The 15,679-nt window shown below is 52.8% G+C and carries 22 protein-coding genes; 7 read left to right on the forward strand and 15 right to left on the reverse strand.

Features of this window, described 5'->3' with window-relative positions:
• Positions 1–33: 33 nt before the first annotated feature.
• Positions 34–630 carry a sulfite oxidase-like oxidoreductase gene (locus tag AAFJ72_RS17320; RefSeq protein ID WP_432774937.1) on the forward strand — a complete coding sequence of 199 codons (597 nt, stop codon included), beginning with the start codon at positions 34–36 and terminating at the stop codon, positions 628–630.
• A 165-nt stretch (positions 631–795) separates the two neighbouring features.
• Here the strand turns inward: AAFJ72_RS17320 and AAFJ72_RS17325 are convergent, their stop codons facing one another.
• From AAFJ72_RS17325 to AAFJ72_RS17335, 3 genes are read right to left on the reverse strand one after another with little or no spacing between them, the layout of a single operon-like run.
• On the reverse strand, positions 796–1,227 hold the full coding sequence (locus AAFJ72_RS17325; RefSeq protein ID WP_432774938.1) for a CoA-binding protein: 432 nt from the start codon (positions 1,225–1,227) through the stop codon (positions 796–798).
• A gap of 28 nt (positions 1,228–1,255) precedes the next feature.
• Positions 1,256–2,755, reverse strand: a complete 1,500-nt coding sequence (locus tag AAFJ72_RS17330) for a leucyl aminopeptidase (RefSeq protein WP_432774939.1) — start codon at positions 2,753–2,755, stop codon at positions 1,256–1,258.
• Between the two features lie 53 nt (positions 2,756–2,808).
• On the reverse strand, positions 2,809–3,183 hold the full coding sequence (locus tag AAFJ72_RS17335; protein ID WP_122903112.1) for a DUF309 domain-containing protein: 375 nt from the start codon (positions 3,181–3,183) through the stop codon (positions 2,809–2,811).
• Between the two features lie 217 nt (positions 3,184–3,400).
• Here AAFJ72_RS17335 and AAFJ72_RS17340 point away from each other — a divergent pair, with 217 nt between their 5' ends.
• Together AAFJ72_RS17340 and AAFJ72_RS17345 are read left to right on the forward strand one after the other, a co-directional pair.
• Positions 3,401–3,877 carry a divergent PAP2 family protein gene (locus AAFJ72_RS17340; protein ID WP_122903113.1) on the forward strand — a complete coding sequence of 159 codons (477 nt, stop codon included), beginning with the start codon at positions 3,401–3,403 and terminating at the stop codon, positions 3,875–3,877.
• A gap of 24 nt (positions 3,878–3,901) precedes the next feature.
• Positions 3,902–4,669 (forward strand): cobalamin-binding protein, encoded by a 768-nt coding sequence (locus AAFJ72_RS17345; RefSeq protein ID WP_432774940.1) that lies wholly within the window; start codon positions 3,902–3,904, stop codon positions 4,667–4,669.
• Positions 4,670–4,795: 126 nt separating this feature from the next.
• Here the strand turns inward: AAFJ72_RS17345 and AAFJ72_RS17350 are convergent, their stop codons facing one another.
• The 6 genes from AAFJ72_RS17350 to AAFJ72_RS17375 form a co-directional block, all read right to left on the reverse strand.
• Positions 4,796–5,413, reverse strand: a complete 618-nt coding sequence (locus AAFJ72_RS17350) for a 3D domain-containing protein (protein WP_432774941.1) — start codon at positions 5,411–5,413, stop codon at positions 4,796–4,798.
• A 236-nt stretch (positions 5,414–5,649) separates the two neighbouring features.
• The gene (locus AAFJ72_RS17355; RefSeq protein WP_122903116.1) at positions 5,650–5,910 is read right to left on the reverse strand and encodes a YuiB family protein; all 261 of its coding nucleotides are present in this window, start codon (positions 5,908–5,910) and stop codon (positions 5,650–5,652) included.
• Between the two features lie 200 nt (positions 5,911–6,110).
• On the reverse strand, positions 6,111–6,272 hold the full coding sequence (locus tag AAFJ72_RS17360) for a YuiA family protein (protein WP_432774942.1): 162 nt from the start codon (positions 6,270–6,272) through the stop codon (positions 6,111–6,113).
• 153 nt (positions 6,273–6,425) lie between these two features.
• Positions 6,426–6,908 carry an NUDIX domain-containing protein gene (locus AAFJ72_RS17365; RefSeq protein WP_432774943.1) on the reverse strand — a complete coding sequence of 161 codons (483 nt, stop codon included), beginning with the start codon at positions 6,906–6,908 and terminating at the stop codon, positions 6,426–6,428.
• An 86-nt stretch (positions 6,909–6,994) separates the two neighbouring features.
• Entirely contained in the window at positions 6,995–7,246 is a 252-nt protein-coding gene (locus AAFJ72_RS17370; RefSeq protein ID WP_432774944.1) for a hypothetical protein, read from the reverse strand.
• A 3-nt stretch (positions 7,247–7,249) separates the two neighbouring features.
• Entirely contained in the window at positions 7,250–8,440 is a 1,191-nt protein-coding gene (locus tag AAFJ72_RS17375) for an NAD(P)/FAD-dependent oxidoreductase (RefSeq protein WP_122903119.1), read from the reverse strand.
• A 337-nt stretch (positions 8,441–8,777) separates the two neighbouring features.
• Between AAFJ72_RS17375 and AAFJ72_RS17380 the strand changes: the two genes are divergently transcribed.
• The 4 genes from AAFJ72_RS17380 (at position 8,778) to AAFJ72_RS17395 (ending at position 12,084) form a co-directional block, all read left to right on the forward strand.
• Entirely contained in the window at positions 8,778–9,788 is a 1,011-nt protein-coding gene (locus AAFJ72_RS17380) for an NAD(P)/FAD-dependent oxidoreductase (protein WP_432774945.1), read from the forward strand.
• Positions 9,789–9,996: 208 nt separating this feature from the next.
• Entirely contained in the window at positions 9,997–10,266 is a 270-nt protein-coding gene (locus AAFJ72_RS17385) for a hypothetical protein (protein WP_432774947.1), read from the forward strand.
• 212 nt (positions 10,267–10,478) lie between these two features.
• The gene (locus AAFJ72_RS17390) at positions 10,479–11,438 is read left to right on the forward strand and encodes an AAA family ATPase (RefSeq protein WP_432774948.1); all 960 of its coding nucleotides are present in this window, start codon (positions 10,479–10,481) and stop codon (positions 11,436–11,438) included.
• Entirely contained in the window at positions 11,428–12,084 is a 657-nt protein-coding gene (locus AAFJ72_RS17395; protein ID WP_432774949.1) for an RNA ligase family protein, read from the forward strand. The genes AAFJ72_RS17390 and AAFJ72_RS17395 overlap by 11 nt, the downstream gene beginning before the upstream one ends.
• Before the next feature lie 97 nt (positions 12,085–12,181).
• On the opposite strand, the gene AAFJ72_RS17400 is transcribed toward AAFJ72_RS17395, so the two are convergent.
• The 6 genes from AAFJ72_RS17400 to AAFJ72_RS17425 form a co-directional block, all read right to left on the reverse strand.
• Positions 12,182–12,814, reverse strand: a complete 633-nt coding sequence (locus AAFJ72_RS17400; protein WP_432774951.1) for a hypothetical protein — start codon at positions 12,812–12,814, stop codon at positions 12,182–12,184.
• Positions 12,815–12,944: 130 nt separating this feature from the next.
• Complete coding sequence (locus tag AAFJ72_RS17405) at positions 12,945–13,298, reverse strand: hypothetical protein (protein ID WP_122903123.1); 354 nt, start codon at positions 13,296–13,298, stop codon at positions 12,945–12,947.
• A gap of 395 nt (positions 13,299–13,693) precedes the next feature.
• Complete coding sequence (locus tag AAFJ72_RS17410) at positions 13,694–14,086, reverse strand: cupredoxin domain-containing protein (protein WP_432774952.1); 393 nt, start codon at positions 14,084–14,086, stop codon at positions 13,694–13,696.
• Between the two features lie 191 nt (positions 14,087–14,277).
• Entirely contained in the window at positions 14,278–14,733 is a 456-nt protein-coding gene (locus AAFJ72_RS17415; protein WP_432774953.1) for a sigma factor, read from the reverse strand.
• A gap of 144 nt (positions 14,734–14,877) precedes the next feature.
• Positions 14,878–15,237, reverse strand: coding sequence for an iron-sulfur cluster insertion protein ErpA (erpA, locus tag AAFJ72_RS17420; RefSeq protein ID WP_122903126.1), 360 nt, complete (start codon positions 15,235–15,237; stop codon positions 14,878–14,880).
• Positions 15,238–15,378: 141 nt separating this feature from the next.
• Complete coding sequence (locus tag AAFJ72_RS17425) at positions 15,379–15,597, reverse strand: Spo0E family sporulation regulatory protein-aspartic acid phosphatase (RefSeq protein ID WP_432774954.1); 219 nt, start codon at positions 15,595–15,597, stop codon at positions 15,379–15,381.
• Positions 15,598–15,679 lie beyond the last annotated feature (82 nt).

Here is a 15,679-nt window from a genome sequence, read left to right on the forward strand (position 1 = left end):
GACAAGCGGATTTGAACAGCGAGGAGTGGAGCTATGTTTACCAACCAACCGACAGATACGAAGCGCGACCGCATTCCCCCAAATCAAAAGGAGACGACAGGCTTTCCGGTGCTGCACTATGGTGAGGTTCCCGAATATACGGACCTCGCTACCGAGTGGAGCTTTCGCCTGTTCGGACTCGTCGAGGAAGAGGTCACACTCACCTATGAGCAAATGATGGCTTTGCCCAAATGCGAAGTCACGAACGACATCCACTGCGTGACGGGCTGGAGCAAGCTGGACAACAAATGGGAAGGCATCCCGGTGGAAGAAGTGCTGAAGCTGGTGAAAATCAAGCCGGAAGCGAAGTACGTCATGCTGCACGCCGAGCACGGCTGGACAGTGAACATGCCGCTGGCCGACTTTGCGAAAGCCGGCAATCTGTTCGCCACCAAACACAATGGCGAGGACCTGACGCCTGAACACGGCTGGCCGCTGCGCTTCGTCCTCCCGCACCTCTATTTCTGGAAAAGTGCGAAGTGGGTGCGCGGCGTCGAGTTTATGGAGAAGGACAGGCAAGGTTTTTGGGAGAAAAATGGCTACCATATGTACGGCGATCCCTGGAAAGAACAAAGGTTCGCATGGGATTGATGACGTTTTGCAGGGGCGGGATACCGCCTCTTTCTTTTTTCGACGAGAGTTTCCCTCCCATCGTACACAGGTCCAAGTGACCAGTTGCTGCTTAGTTTGCAAGTGACGCCAGCAAAAAACCCCCGCCAAAAGCGAGGGTCTTTTCCGCAATTCCACCACGAACAGTTATTTCCCCACACGCAAGAGCGCGTGATCTACCTTGATGCACAAATCTTGCACGACCTCGATGCCTTCCGCGTGAACAAGGTTCGCCGCCTCTTCGTTGGCGATTCCTTGCTGCATCCAGAACACCTTTGGCTTGTGCTTCATTTTCAGGGCATCCTGGGCGACAGGCATAATGTCCTCGCTTTTGCGGAACACGTTCACGATGTCCACCTGCTGATTCAGCTCTTGCAGGCTGGCAACTGCTTTTTCGCCCAGAACGGTTTCTCCGGCGATGACAGGATTGACCGGGATAATGCGGTAGCCGGCATTTTGCATGGCCTGTGCGACCATGTAGCTGGTGCGCTCCGGCTTGTTGGACAGCCCTACCACGGCAATCGTCTTCGCTTCCTCAAGCAGTTTGCGACGAGTTTCGTTGCTTGGATTTTGGCTCATGGCAAAACACTCCTTCTCTTTTTTACGTTTAGGATTGGCTGCGGCCTGCGACAAACTCGGCAATCGTGCGGGTCATGACGCCTGTGCCGCCAGCGGGCTGCATGTCGCCTGCTGTAGCGGTGTACGCCGTACCGGCAATGTCCAGATGCACCCATGGCGTATCGCCGACAAATTCCTGGAGAAACACGCCGCCGATGATGCCGTGGCCATAGCGCCCGCCCGAGTTTTTCAGGTCGGCAAAACGGCTCTTGTTCAGGCTGCGGTACTCTTCAAACGTAGGCAACTGCCACAGACGCTCGCCAGCGGTGTCTGCTGCGCCGAGCAGCTCGTTCATGAGCTCCTGGTTGTTCGTCATCGCCCCGGAGCAGTAGTGTCCGAGAGCGACGACGATGCCGCCTGTGAGCGTGGCGGCGTCGACGATGCACGACACGCCCTGCTCTTTGGCATACGTGATGCAGTCAGCCAAAACGAGGCGGCCTTCCGCATCTGTCGTAATGATCTCGACCGTTTTTCCGCTCATCGTCGTAATCACGTCGCCAGGGCGGAATGCCGTGCCGGACGGCATGTTTTCCACGGTTCCGATGACGGCGAGCACGTTGACCTTCGGCTTCATTTGGCCGAGCGCCTCCAGTGCGCCGATCATCGCAGCCGCGCCGCCCATATCCGACTTCATGTCCTCCATGCCCGCTACCGGCTTGATGGAGATGCCGCCTGTATCGAAGGTCACGCCTTTGCCGACCAGTCCGATGACGTCGTCCCACGTCTCTCTGCCCTGATATTTGACCGCTACCACGTACGGCTCCTGCTCGCTGCCTTTTGCGACGCTGAGAACGCCGCCCATGCCCAGCTCTTCCAGCTTCGCTTTCTCCAGCACCTCCACCGTCATTCCGTAGCGCTCAGCTACGGCGACTGCCGCATCCTTCAAGGCGCGCGGCGTCAAGTAGTTGGCAGGCTCGTTCACAAGCGTGCGCGCCAGGTTCGTACCGGACACGAGTGCGTTGCCCCGCAGCACACCTGCCTCTACGGCACTTGCGGCATCGTCGGCAGCCAAAATCCGCACGGCTGCAATGGGCGGATTTTCCCGCTTCGCTTTTTGCCGGTATCCTTCGTAATTGTATTCAGCAAGTCCAAACGCTTCTGTCACAGCCTGGGCCAGACGCTCCGATCCCAGATGCTCTGTCGTGCGCAGGTCAATCGCGACGATTTTCGCTTTTCCTTTGGAAGCGACTGTTTTGGCTGCTCGTCCCCAGGCATTGCGGGCTGCCACAAAGTCGAATTTTCCAGGCTCGCCCATCCCGACCACGAGCAATTTTTTGGCGGCAATCCGGCTCAATCCATGAATGACCGTCACCTCTTTTGCCTCGCCCGTAATCTCTCCTTCCTGCTGCAAGCCGCCGAGACTTCCGGCAAAAGCCGCTTCCAGCTCGGGATACACCGTGGAAAGCTGCTCTCCTTTCCAAAGCGGCACAAGCAGTTCGTCGCATGCGTAGCTCACAAGCTGCGAGCGTTTTTCTGCGGTTACTTCCATATACTCTTCCCTCTTTCGCTGTGATAGGATACAATTATGGGCACATTTGTGTTTTAACACGATGTGTCGACATACAAACGCATGGATGGAAACGTCATGGCTTTCGCCTCTGCGTACGGAATGGCATCCTGATCCGGCAATACAGCCTCGCACTTCTCTATGTAACGAAGCACTTCCTCTACGTCCAGCCCCCAATGCACGGGTCCGTAGCGGGACAAATACTTCCGCGCATTGCCAAACATCCAGCGAGCGCCTTTCAAATTGCCGTATTCGAGATGGTACAGTCCAACCGATAGCTGCAGCAATCCTTGCAAAAACTTATCGGATTTGTCCTCCATCCAGATGTCTTCCAGCAGATCGTGGCATTCGTAGTACTCCCCTTCATTGAATTTTTCAATGAACTGCAAATACTGCACGGGATACTGCATGGATGCACGCCTCCGTTTCCCACCTGCTTGACTTCAAAAAAGCAGCCTCGCTTGGAAGCACCCGCGTGTTTGCGGCTGAACTTCCCACCAGGCGCTTTCCTTATGGTACCACAGATTGGCAGCGCTTAACATCCAAACGAAAACTTCACGGATTAAGACAACGCCCTTCTGTTACAATAATCTTGAGAAGCGTACAGTAGAAAGGAATGGATTTTCCGTGGCGGATATTCTCGAAAACTTCCCCTTATGGGCTGCACTGATTGCCATAGGAATCGCCCAATTTATCAAAATTCCCCTCCATTTTTTCGCAACGAAAACATGGCAGTGGTCGCTGTTGCTTAGCACTGGCGGTATGCCCAGCTCCCATTCTTCTGCCGTGACGGCGCTGTCTACTGCTGTGGGGCTCAGGGAAGGCTTTTCCAGCAATATGTTTGCGATTTCCGCCATTATCGGTGTGATCGTCATGTTTGATGCCGCAGGGGTTCGCCGTCATGCCGGTATGCAAGCCGTTGTCTTGAACAAGCTCGTAGACGAATTCAACCACCTTTTGGAAGGCATGAAATCGTTGAAAGTGCGTCCGAACCAGGAAAAAGCGAAAAAGCTGAAAGAGCTGCTCGGCCACCAGCCGATCGAGGTGCTGATTGGCGGCTGGCTCGGCGTCATGATCGCCTTGCTGGTGCAACCGTTTTTTTAGGACGTTTCCACAGGGGGGAATCACATGCGCATCGTTTCCATCTGTCCGAGCAATACCGAGATCCTCTACTATTTAGGTCTGCATGAGCACGTAGTCGGGCTGGACGATCACTCCGACTGGCCGCCAGAATGGCAGCACCTGCCCCGCGTCGGCCCGGACCTTGCCATCGACATGGAGAAGGTAGCTGCGCTCCAGCCTGATCTGGTCGTCGCCTCGCTGAGCGTCCCCGGCATGGAAAAAAACGTGGAGGCGCTGCGAGAGCGAGCAATCCCGCATATCGTGCTGAATCCGTCGCGAATCGGAGAAATTGCCGCTGACATCAGGCTTGTCGGTGAAGCGACAGGCTTGCACAAGCAGGCGGAGCAGCTTGCGTCCCAATTTGCCAAAAGAATAGAAAGCATCCGACAGCGAACCGCTGCCTTTTCCCACCGTCCGAAGCTGTACTGGGAATGGTGGCCCAACCCGATCTACACTCCAGGCCGGGAAAACTGGCTGACGGATGTGAGTGAAATCGCCGGAGCTGTCAACGTGTTCGCCGACTTTCCCGTCGCCAATGTGAAGGCAACGCGGGAGATGGTGCAGGAGCGCGACCCGGACCATATATGTGTCGTCTGGTGCGGGATCGAGCTTAAACGCATCAAGCGGGAAACGATTACGGACCGCCCGGAGTGGCGCGACATGACAGCGATCCGTCAGGGGCAGGTCCACCTGCTGGAAGAAGGACTGTGTTGCCGCCCGTCTCCGCGCATTCTCGACGGGCTGGAACAACTCGTCAAGCTGATTCATCCATAAAACACAGGCCAACTGCTGCTGGCGCACGGCATCGCCAATCTGCCTGCTTGCCAGCCACGCAAAAAAACGTTCAAAGCCATTGCCTTGAACGTTTTTTTCTGTTCACTTTCTTACCGCCGCGGGCATCTAGTCCGCCACTTCTGCCATCGCTGCGATGCCTTTTTGATTCAGCTTGTTGAGAAAAGCCTCTGTCAGCTTTCCGTCCCCACGTCGGACGACATAAACATCGACTGATTTTTTGCCCCATTGGTCAAACACGTCTTGCTTCGTCTCAAAGTACAGGTCGATCTTGTGCCCGCGAATCGCTCCGCCTTTGTCTGCCACCACCCCGTAGCCGTAACCTGGTATGTACAGGATTGTGCCCAGCGGGAAAATGCGCAGGTCAGCGGCAATTGTCGAATAGTCATCCCGGCGAACCTTCACGCCCGAGTACGTAATGCCGTAGGAAGGGTCGGAAGGAGTTTTTCCGGTCGACTCGTACCCGGCGTAATAGCCGGTCGCAACCACGCGAACTTTTGGGTATTGGTCGAGAAATACATCTGTTTTATCAATGACTTGAGTGAATGAACTGGCCGATACTGTCCGTTTTTTGACGACCCGTTGTCCCTCTTTGATTTCCTTGATTCCGAAGGTGGATTGGAGATTGTGGTCCCCGATCACGTTGTAGCCGTATCCGTCTTTTGCAAACGCCGTCAGGACCAGGATGAACAGCGCGAGGATACTTGCGAACTGCTTCCTATTCATTTCTTGGTAAACCTCCTCTCGGTTCTAGTCATGTCCCGAAGAGGAGAAAACTATACACAAATTTTGGATTGTTTCTGAAAGATTCAGTATGTTTCCTCATGGTTAGAAAACTCGGCGATTGCCGAGCCTTTGGCGACAGCAGAGCCGTAGTTGCACTTATGTCGATAGGGTAAAATTTTATAAATTCCTATCGACCAAAAGAAAACAGGCCCCAAAACAAGGCCTGTCTTGCATTCCTAGAACATCCGGTATCCTTTTTTGCGCAGGGTGGAAATCGTCCAGCCGCTGCCGACCGTTCCTGCCATTCCACAGCCGAGAATCACGGCATCCCAGATGCCCGGAACGATTTTTTGATAGATCAGCGCCCCTGCGACCACGCCTACTCCGATCACGACAGGGAGCCATGTCGTTTTCAAAATCATGTTTAAAATAAACCCAATGCCAAAACCGAGCACGGTGAACAAAACGATGGAAACCATAAATTGCAATAAACTCATCGACCGCAAGACCTCCTGCCATCGTCTCCGGCTTTGCCTGTATGCTTTTGGCAAATCAAAGGAGGACGGGCTGTTTTCGCCTTTTAGTGTAGCAAACATGGCAGATACAGGTCAATACGCATGCCTTCCGCGAGCGCAAACGAAAAGAGCCGCCGAAAATCATCCCTGACGACTCTTGCTCTATGCAACGTGTGCAGATGCTATTTGTTTGTGGAGACCGCTTCCCGATGTTTGTCTTTTCCTGCTCCTTCACAGTTTGGGCAATTTTCCGTGCCACCCAGGAGCAGCTGGAAATACCCTTGACCGTGGCAGTATGGGCATTGTTCATGGTTATGCCTCATGATGAGCTCCCCTTTCTCCATACATGCTCCGTTTTCAATTGCATGTATTTTCAGATTATTTAGATGTATCCAACTATATCAGAACAAAGCCGTTCTTCACAACACAGTTTTTTTCAAAAATCACAGAAAAAACCGCGATGTAAGCGGAAACATCGCGGCGTAGCTTTTCGATTCTCACTCATGCTTGAAGATTTTGTAGGAAGTATACCGGAAGACGGGATCAATCTCATAGGACTGCCCTTCCATGCCTTCCTCCCGCCTTTTATAACCAGGCAAAATAATTTTCAAGTATGTAGAAGAAAGAGGATCATGTATTAGCTCCTGAATCGGCAAAAAACGCGCCTCCGCAATCTCCCCTTCTTGTGGCCGCGGCTCGCCGCTCACGTAATCCATCCAGAACACAACCATGTTGTCGCTGATCGACTCGCGAATGACGCCTGAGCGGATGCCCGCTACCTGCCGCACGACAGCCTCGATTCCCGTTTCCTCCAAGACCTCGCGCACCGCTGCCTCGTCGACCGTCTCGCCCTCCTGCACGAACCCCGCCGGAAACGACCATTGCCCTTTCAGCCCGCTGTACGCTTTTTTGACGACCAGCGCTTCCTCTCCCCGGATGACGATGCCGCAGGCTCCCAGCCACACTTTTCCTTCGCGCATGCTGCTTTCTTCCTTTCCCTTCCTGACTGTAACCTCTCTTTTGATTGTACACGAAACCCCCGGCAATCGCTCGCCGGGGGACCCGTTCAATCGTCATCTTCGTCTAAAAGCCCATTGTCAATCATGTAGCGCAGATTTTCCCGATCCCTCTCCCGGCCCTTTTCCTTGAGCCGCTCGATGGCAGGCAGGATGAGAATATCTACCTCACGCTGTACATGCCAGGCCAGGTCGTGTCGCCCCTGCTCTTCCAGGAAAGCGCCCACTTCCATCAGTGCATTGTACCGCTCCATTTCGTCGCGGGTCATCAGCCCTCTGACTTGAATGCTCGCGTGACGCATCGCTTACAGCTTTACCTTTTTCAGCGCAAGGCCGACGCCGCCGATTTTGTACAGGTAGCGCAGGTCGCTTGCTTTTTTCATCATCGCTGCTGTGCTGCCAAACAGCTTTTTCGAACCGACCTGGCCGATTCCCTCGCCTTTGCCGAGAGAGGCCAGCGTTCCTTGCAGATGAGGGACAAACTTTTGCGGAAGCTCTCCGCGAATGAGCGCGGCGAGGTTTTCTCCGAGCGTCTCGCCTTCCTGCACGGCGATTTGCGCTGTCGGCGGATAAGGACGGCCTTCCTCATTGAAAATAAGGGCGCAGTCGCCGACGACAAACACATTTTCATAGCCCGGCGCCCGCAAGTATTCGTCTACTTTGACGCGGCCGCGCATGACCTCGAAGCCCGCTTTTTCCACGATGCTGTTGCCGCGGACACCCGCTGCCCAGATCACCGTTTTCGATTTGATCTCTTCTCCGGTCGCCAACAGCACTCCATCCGCCGTGCACTGTTTGATCGGGGTGCCGATTTTGAACTCGATGCCTTTGCGCTCCAGCACGTCCATGGCGTACTGAACCAGTTCGGGATCAAAGCCCGGCAGCGCAGTTGGCGCCGCTTCGATGCAATACACCTTGACCAATTCTGGGTCCACGTCGAACTCCTGGCACAACTCCGGCAGGCGGTCGCCCAGCTCTCCGCAAAATTCGATTCCGGTAAAGCCAGCGCCCCCGACCACAAAGGTCAGATAATCCGTGCGATGCGGCTCGTTTTTATATTTGGCAAACATGTACTCGATATGCTCGCGAATTTGACGCACAGCGTTGATGCTGCGAATGCTGAAGGCATGCTCTTTCAGCCCTTCGATGCCAAACGTCTCCGGCTCGCTGCCAAGTCCGATCACGAGGTAGTCGTACGTCAGCACGTCGCCGTTTTCCAGCGTAACACTTTGTTCGTTTGGCTGGATCGACTGAACGGTGCCCTTGACAAACTGCACTTTGTCCTCGTTCAAGAGTCCTTCCAGATTGACCCGCGCGTGGTCAGCCGAAGCGGTTCCCGCCGCCGGCTCGTGCAGCCAGGTCGTGATGTAATGATAGTTGTGCTTGTTTACCAGCGTAATTTCCGCCTCGTTGTAGTTCAGCTTCTTTTGCAGTTGCAGCGTGGTAAGCAAGCCGCCATACCCTGCTCCGAGAATGAGGATTTTGGGTGTACTCATCGGTATCCCTTCCATTCATTGATAATGATAACCTGAGGAAGTTTGTGCGAATTTTCACGTAGGCTGTTACGTTCTAAGATGCCCCAACGAATAAAAAATGACGGATCGGAATGATTTCCTGTTAAGCTCCAAGCCGCAATCTGTGAAAAAAAGCACAAACTTGAAAACAACAAATGTGACAATTTCTTTACAGTCACCCTCATCTTATCGGGTGCTCCCGTGATTTGCAAGGGTTTTTTGCCCATGAAGGCGAATTTTTCCCAACGTTTTTTTCTTTCGTTTATTGGGGTATAATGGGTGGGGAGTTCGTTTTTTGAATATTCGGAGGTGCTTTCGATTGAATTTTCTGCAAAAGGACGAGCAAATCTACGACATTACGATCATTGGTGGAGGTCCTGCCGGTTTGTTCACCGCTTTTTACGGCGGGATGCGGCAGGCAAGCGTGAAAATTATTGAGAGCATGCCCCAGCTTGGCGGGCAGTTGTCGGCTCTCTATCCGGAAAAATACATTTACGATGTAGCCGGGTTCCCAAAGGTGTTGGCGCAAGATTTAATCAATAATCTGAAGGAGCAGCTTTCACGTTTTCAGCAAACCGTTTGCCTGGAAGAAAAAGTGGAAAACGTAGAGAAAAAAGCGGACGATGTATTTGAAATCACGACGGACAAAGGCGTACACTACTCCAAGTCTGTCATCATCACAGCCGGCGTGGGCGCTTTTGAGCCGCGCAGACTGGAACATCCGGATGCCGTCAAATTTGAAAAAGCCAATCTGCACTATTTTGTCACCGATCTGAACTCCTTCAAAGGTCAGCGCGTCGCCGTCGTTGGCGGCGGAGATTCCGCCCTCGACTGGTCTTTGATGCTAGAGCCAATCGCAAAAGAAGTCCACCTCATTCACCGCCGGGACAAGTTCCGCGCCCATGAGCACAGTGTCGAGATGCTCATGTCGTCCAAAGTCCAAGTCAAGACGCCTTATGAAATTACCGATCTTCACGGCGAAGAGAAAATCGAACGGCTTACCCTCACGAACTGCACCACGAAAGAACAGCTCGATCTGGAAGTTGATGCTGTCATCGTCAACTTCGGCTTCATCTCCTCGCTCGGCCCGATCAAAAACTGGGGGCTTGAGCTGGAAAAAGGCGCGATTGTCGTCAACTCGCGCATGGAAACGAACATCCCTGGCATCTTCGCTGCCGGCGATATTGCCACCTATCCGGGAAAAGTCAAGCTGATTGCCGTCGGCTTCGGCGAAGCTCCAACCGCCGTCAACAACGCCGTGGCTTACTTCAATCCGGACGCCAAATTGCAGCCGGGACATTCCTCCAGCATGGACAACTTCAAATCTTAATTGTTGCAAGCAGTTGTGGCCGTCTTGCCGGGCGCATGCGGTCACACTGCCTTGTTTGGTAAAATCACCCGTCCTTGTGCCGCTTGTGCTGTTGCGGCGCAAGGATTTTTTGTTACAGCATGGGCGCAGTAGATGGTGTACGCATAGCTTCCAGCGTTCTGACGCACAGTAGAAACAGCAAAGCGCCTACGTTCTGGAGGGAAAAACCATGGATTACCTCTGCCCGGTTTGCAATGGATTGGCTCCTCTCTCGCAAGTTTGTCAACGCTGCGGCACCTTGCTCGCAGACGCCGGACGGCTGTACGACTACTACGGCGATTACAGCCCTTATCGGGAAATCGACGACGCCAAGCTGGACAACGGCTATCCGGATCGCCGCAACCACCAGTGCCTGCACGTAGGCTGGTGCAGTTCTTGCCAGGCCGAGCAGACCGTAGCTGTGCAGGAACGGACACCAGACATGTTGTTGGATGAGTAAACGAAAAACACTCTGGCATCCCGGCCCTCCCGCTTATGGATACGGGATGCTGTTCATGCCTCGCTCTCCCTTCCATTTTTTTCTTCCCTCTTCGCAAATTCACGCTATAATATAAGGAATATTTGTCAAAGGACGGAATCAACATGTAATGCGAAAAACAGTCGACCCCCTGCACCTGTCACTGGCATCACCTTTGAGGGGAGCGTCTTTTTATGAACAAACTTATCATGATGGTCGGCATTCCCGGCAGCGGCAAAACCTATGCGGCAGAGCAAATCGCGAAGAAAGAACGGGCGGTGCTCGTCTCCACAGATGCCGTTCGGCTGGAGCTGTTCGGAGATGAAGCAAAGCGGCGCAAAAATCCGCTCGTCTTTCAGGCTGTTTACGCCCGCATCGGGCAGGCGCTTGCCGCAGGAAGCAACGTTGTCTTCGACGCGACCAATGTTGATCGGGACAAGCGAATGGCTGTTCTACGACGTTTTGCACAAGCGACCGCGGAATGCTACTACTTGAATACGCCGTTTGACGTCTGCCTGCAGCGCAATCAGGAGCGGAAAAGAAAGCTGAACACAGACGTATTGGAGAAGTATCGCAAAAACCTGCATTTCCCGCTGCACCAGGAAGGCTTTGCTGCCGTTTATTTCGTACACGAACCTGCTGCTTACGGCATGACCAAAGAAGCGTTTATCGCCTTGCTGCAAAGCGAGCAGGCCTATGACGAGCTGTTTGCGGCCTTGAGCCCCATCCCGTTTTTTCAGCAAATGATCGATTTTCCGCAAGATAACCCGCATCATCAGCACACGCTCTGCCGGCACACGTACCACGTCCTTGAGTACGTCAACACGTTTTACGAAGAGGACGACAAGCTCTTATTGCAAATCGTCGCGCTGTTTCATGACGTAGGAAAATTGTACACGAAGGTGTTCAAGGAGACGAAAGGCCACTACAGCTACTATGGGCACGAGTACGTTTCCAGTCAAATCGCCGCGCACTTTTTAAAGGAGCTTGGCTTTGCCGACGCGTTCATATTTCAGGCAGTCGCACTGATCGAGATGCACATGAAAATAGCCTACGGCGGCGACGAAGGTGCTGCGGAGATTTACCATCTGGCAGGGGCAGACCTGCTTACAAAGCTGTACTTTTTCAAAGAGGCGGATCACTATGGAAAATAAACAGAGAAGCTTTTACCAAAAGTATCCGCGCACCTTTCATCTGCCCTGGTCCAGAAGCAAAACGGACGACGATCGGATTTTGCGCGACACCGCTCACTTTGTCGGGAAAGAAATTGTCGTGACGGAAAAGCTGGATGGAGAAAACACCAGTATGTACCGCGACTACATGCACGCCCGCTCGATTGACAGCCGTGACCACCCTTCCCGCCATTGGGTGAAAATGCTTCACGGCTCGATCGCCCACCTGCTTCCGCCCGGCTACCGCATCTGCGGAGAAAACGTGTTTGCCAAACATTCGATTGGATACACTGCGCTTACGAGCTACTTCTACCTGTTCTCCGTCTGGAATGACCAGAACGTCTGCCTCGGTTGGGACGATACCGTCGAGTGGGCGGAGCTATTGGGGCTGGAAACGCCGCCTGTCCTCTATCGCGGCACGTGGGATGAAGAAAAGGTAAAGGCGTGCTACACACGGCAATCCGTGTTTGGCGGCGAGCAGGAAGGATATGTCGTGCGGCTCACCTCCTCGTTTGCCTACGCCGATTTCAAATACAGCGCTGCGAAGTTCGTGCGCAAAAATCACGTGCAAACCGATCAGCATTGGATGGCGAAGCCTGTGGAACCGAATATGCTGAAGTTGGAGTAATTGCTAAAGCTTGTGTTATTGGGCTAATGCCACAGCAGCAAAAAAAGGCGTGCTCGAACCCTCACCTCGGTTCGCACGCCTTTTCTTTTTCTCCCGCCTACTTTTTCCTCTGTTCCAGCTTTTGGGCCAGGAGCGCATTTTTTGCTTTCATTTGTTCAAGCATTTGCGGCAGCACCTCTTTGATTTTCGCCGCATCTCCCGATTCAATCGCGGCGTGGAATGCTTCGTGTGTCATGCGCATTTTTTCCATGCGGGATTTCCTGGCATCCTGCTCTTCCTTCGGTATCCCCATGTTTTTCTCTTTCCACTGGGCGAGTTGCTGTTCCATTTGCTCGCTCGTGATTTCGCCTTTTTTCACCTGCTCTTTCAGCTTGCTGACAAGCTGCCTGCGTTCCTCCCGCTTTGCCTTCCACTTCGGGTCTTCACGCAGGGCGGCATATTCGCTCATCAGCCGCTCTCGCTCCCTGAACACCTCCTGCCACTGGTTCACGCTGTCCGGGGTGTATTTCTCCGCCAAAAGCAGCATGTACATCTTTTGATGGGCGTTGCCATGCATGCCGGGATGTATTTTTTTGTGCACCTGTCCATGCTCGCCATGGCCGTGTGCTGTGCGGCTTATTGGCGTCATCTCCACATCGGGCAGCCCTGCTTTTGCTGCCTGCGCGAAGCTCGGCAGGGTTAGCCCCAGCGCGATCGTTGCAATTACCATGCTGTTTTTCCACTTGTTCATGCTACACTCTCCTTTACACTTCTCCGGATTTGCCTTGTCCCTGGCGTTGCCTTAGAGGTAATTGGTTGTTTGCCTTGCCAGTTGTCAGGTTTCCCAGCCGTTGTGGCAAGATTGACGTGGAATTAGATGCCTAGATGGGGCGCAGCCCTTCTTTGTTCAGGCCAAACAGTTTCACCAGCCCCATCTGCTCCAGATCGTGCCGCGTCTTTGCCGTGCCATGCTGGTAAATGATCCGGTAAATTTCCCGCAAGTTGTCGTCGTATTCGTCGTTGTCCCGGTCCGGCATGTCCGACCAGAGCGTATGGCCGTGCATCCACATCATGAAGTCGCCGTGCGCACAGTTGTTGAACAGATCGCGCAGCATCCCGGCCTCCACTTCGGTTGCCTCGATTTCAAAATCGTATGTGGAGGAGCCTTTTTCATCACGAATCTCGGCTACCGTCGTCCCGGACTGCAGCGTGACGTAATATTTCTTTTTTTCCACGGATAATCATCTCCATTCGCGAAAACTGACCTGAAAAACTTTTCCTCCTTACCTTGTGCAAAAAATGCTAAAAACATGTGTCGTTTTTGGCGAAACCTCCCTGCGCTTCCATCTACGAAAAAAAGCCCCCGCCAAAAACGAGGGCTTTGCATCTTGCTTTCCTATTGGTTTTCCTTGCGCAAATTGTGGCCCGTATTTTCACCAGTCTTGGGCGGCGTACTGCGCGAGCCTGCCGCTGCTTCTGTCGGGCGCTTGTCTTTGTTGTTGTGCTTGGACATGAGGGACCCTCCCTTGTGGTGTCGTGCTACTCGTGTAGTATGCCCCATGTCCCCGCGAAAAAATGAAAACACTCTGACCCGCGAAAAGCAAGCCAGAGTGTTTTGGTTCCGTGTTTCTTATTTGACTACCAGTGTCGCGACCATTTTGCCGTGATCTGGTCCGCAGATGACATTGCAGAAAATTTTATATTCACCAGGCTGATCGACTTTCAACGTCTTGCTGCCGTCTTTTTGAATATCTACGTCCAGACCTTCAATCCCGATTCCGTGGAAGCCTTCGGTCGACGAGAAGTTGATCGTAAACTCTTCGCCTGCTTTTACTTCATAGGTATCCTGGTTAAACTTCCAGTTGCTAGCTTCGATGTTGATCGCGGTGCCAGTAGTCGCTGCAGCGGAAGTCTCTGTAGCCGTATTGGTATTGGCTGCCTGTTCTTTTTCGCCGCCGCATGCTGTCATCAGCATTGCCGAGAAGGCAACTGCCGAAACCAACAGAGTCCACTTCTTGTTCACAATGACCCCTTCTTTCTATTTGATCGATTCTACACTTCCATCTTAATGGAAAGCAGTCGTCCAAAATCTGGGAATCTGTGACTGAATCGTGACGAATTTGCTACCAATTGTTGAACGCTCAAGCGGTTTGGCAAATCTTCGTCGGACGCCCACGCAGCCACGGGCAACACCACGGCATGTCTCGCTAGCGTTTATTGCTCGTTCAGTTTTTCGACAATCGCGACCAATTCCTCTTTTGAAATCGCCGGGTTCTTCGTGCTCACCTCGAAAAGCAGCTTGCTGCTTTCTTGGTAAAACTTCACGGTGCGCATATCCGTACCGTCTGGAAGCTTGCTTGCGACATCCAGCGCTTCTTTTTTCTGTACGCTCACTTTTTCCACGGTTTCATCCGGCCCCGCTTCCTCCGTGATGTACTGCATCCGGTACAGCCAGGCGGAAAAAGAGATCGTCTGCCGATAGCTGTCCAATTGCTCGTACGCCCTCAGGAAAACCTCCTGGACGGCATCCTCTGCTTCCTGGCGATGTCCCAGCATGTGGTAGCAGTAGACGAAAAGCTTCCTTTGCATCGCGTCGATGATGATGCCAAACTGGTCAATATCCCCAGCTCTAACCTCCTTTACCACTTGCTCGATCTCGTTTCGTTCCAACCCTCTTACCTCCAATTGACTCATATAACAAACGAAGCAGTCATTTTGTAACAGGAAACGAAAAAAAACTCCCTGACCTGTGCATCGAATGTGCACAAACCAGAGAGGTCCTGTCTTCTTGCTATTCATCCTGTCGTGGACAGCTTAGTCGTCGCACTTCTCCGCCTTGCCCTCTGCCAGAGCCGTTCTGAATGACGAACCGCAGCCGCAAGAAGCAATCGCATTCGGATTCTCGATGGAAAAGCCTCCGCCCATCATGGATTCCTTGAAGTCAATTTCGGTTCCTTTAATGTATGGATAGCTGTCCTTGTCGACAACAATTTTCACGCCATGCTGTTCGAAGGTTTCGTCGCCTTCCTTCATTTCCTGATCCCAGCCCATTCCATAGGTGAAGCCACTGCACCCGCCTGGTCGGACACCTACCCGCAAAAACAGCCCGGGCTTGTTTTCTGCCGCCAACATTTCCTTTACTTTCAGGCTGGCTCTCTCTGTCAATGTAATCATGCTTGACTCCCTCCTTTGCAGGCTACTGCACTTTCTATACATTCAGTATACATAAGATGCATCCCTTCTCACAAGGTTCCCCTGCACTTCGGGCGCTCATACCGGGTCAGGACCAAACAAAAAAGGAAGGGCTCCCCCTCCTTATGCAAAAAAGGCATTGTTTTCGGTCAAATAAAAACGGTACTTCTTCTTTCGGCCTACCTTAGACAGATTATGATCTATCTGGTTCAGTTCGTTGTGTAGTTCATCGATTTGCATACTGTATTGTAGGACTTCTGGATGATCCAAACCAAACTCTAACCCCATATTTACCATACGCTGTCGAAGGAGTTCGATTTTTTCGAGCAAAACGTCCCGCATGGTGAGGCTCCTCTCAATTGTAGATCAGGCTTTCTTACTATATTTTACAAGATCAGCTATCATTTCGCAAACAAAATTTACC

The organism is Brevibacillus gelatini (genome assembly GCF_050920745.1).
In the GTDB taxonomy this organism is placed as follows: Bacteria; Bacillota; Bacilli; order Brevibacillales; family Brevibacillaceae; genus Brevibacillus; species Brevibacillus gelatini.

Coding starts and splice junctions, on each gene's coding strand:
- AAFJ72_RS17320 (WP_432774937.1), top strand. CDS start 34: ATGTTTACCAACCAACCGACAGATACGAAGCGCGACCGCATTCCCCCA.
- AAFJ72_RS17325 (WP_432774938.1), bottom strand. CDS start 1,227: ATGAGCCAAAATCCAAGCAACGAAACTCGTCGCAAACTGCTTGAGGAA.
- AAFJ72_RS17330 (WP_432774939.1), bottom strand. CDS start 2,755: ATGGAAGTAACCGCAGAAAAACGCTCGCAGCTTGTGAGCTACGCATGC.
- AAFJ72_RS17335 (WP_122903112.1), bottom strand. CDS start 3,183: ATGCAGTATCCCGTGCAGTATTTGCAGTTCATTGAAAAATTCAATGAA.
- AAFJ72_RS17345 (WP_432774940.1), top strand. CDS start 3,902: ATGCGCATCGTTTCCATCTGTCCGAGCAATACCGAGATCCTCTACTAT.
- AAFJ72_RS17350 (WP_432774941.1), bottom strand. CDS start 5,413: ATGAATAGGAAGCAGTTCGCAAGTATCCTCGCGCTGTTCATCCTGGTC.
- AAFJ72_RS17355 (WP_122903116.1), bottom strand. CDS start 5,910: ATGAGTTTATTGCAATTTATGGTTTCCATCGTTTTGTTCACCGTGCTC.
- AAFJ72_RS17360 (WP_432774942.1), bottom strand. CDS start 6,272: ATGGAGAAAGGGGAGCTCATCATGAGGCATAACCATGAACAATGCCCA.
- AAFJ72_RS17365 (WP_432774943.1), bottom strand. CDS start 6,908: ATGCGCGAAGGAAAAGTGTGGCTGGGAGCCTGCGGCATCGTCATCCGG.
- AAFJ72_RS17370 (WP_432774944.1), bottom strand. CDS start 7,246: ATGCGTCACGCGAGCATTCAAGTCAGAGGGCTGATGACCCGCGACGAA.
- AAFJ72_RS17375 (WP_122903119.1), bottom strand. CDS start 8,440: ATGAGTACACCCAAAATCCTCATTCTCGGAGCAGGGTATGGCGGCTTG.
- AAFJ72_RS17385 (WP_432774947.1), top strand. CDS start 9,997: ATGGATTACCTCTGCCCGGTTTGCAATGGATTGGCTCCTCTCTCGCAA.
- AAFJ72_RS17390 (WP_432774948.1), top strand. CDS start 10,479: ATGAACAAACTTATCATGATGGTCGGCATTCCCGGCAGCGGCAAAACC.
- AAFJ72_RS17395 (WP_432774949.1), top strand. CDS start 11,428: ATGGAAAATAAACAGAGAAGCTTTTACCAAAAGTATCCGCGCACCTTT.
- AAFJ72_RS17400 (WP_432774951.1), bottom strand. CDS start 12,814: ATGAACAAGTGGAAAAACAGCATGGTAATTGCAACGATCGCGCTGGGG.
- erpA (WP_122903126.1), bottom strand. CDS start 15,237: ATGATTACATTGACAGAGAGAGCCAGCCTGAAAGTAAAGGAAATGTTG.
- AAFJ72_RS17425 (WP_432774954.1), bottom strand. CDS start 15,597: ATGCGGGACGTTTTGCTCGAAAAAATCGAACTCCTTCGACAGCGTATG.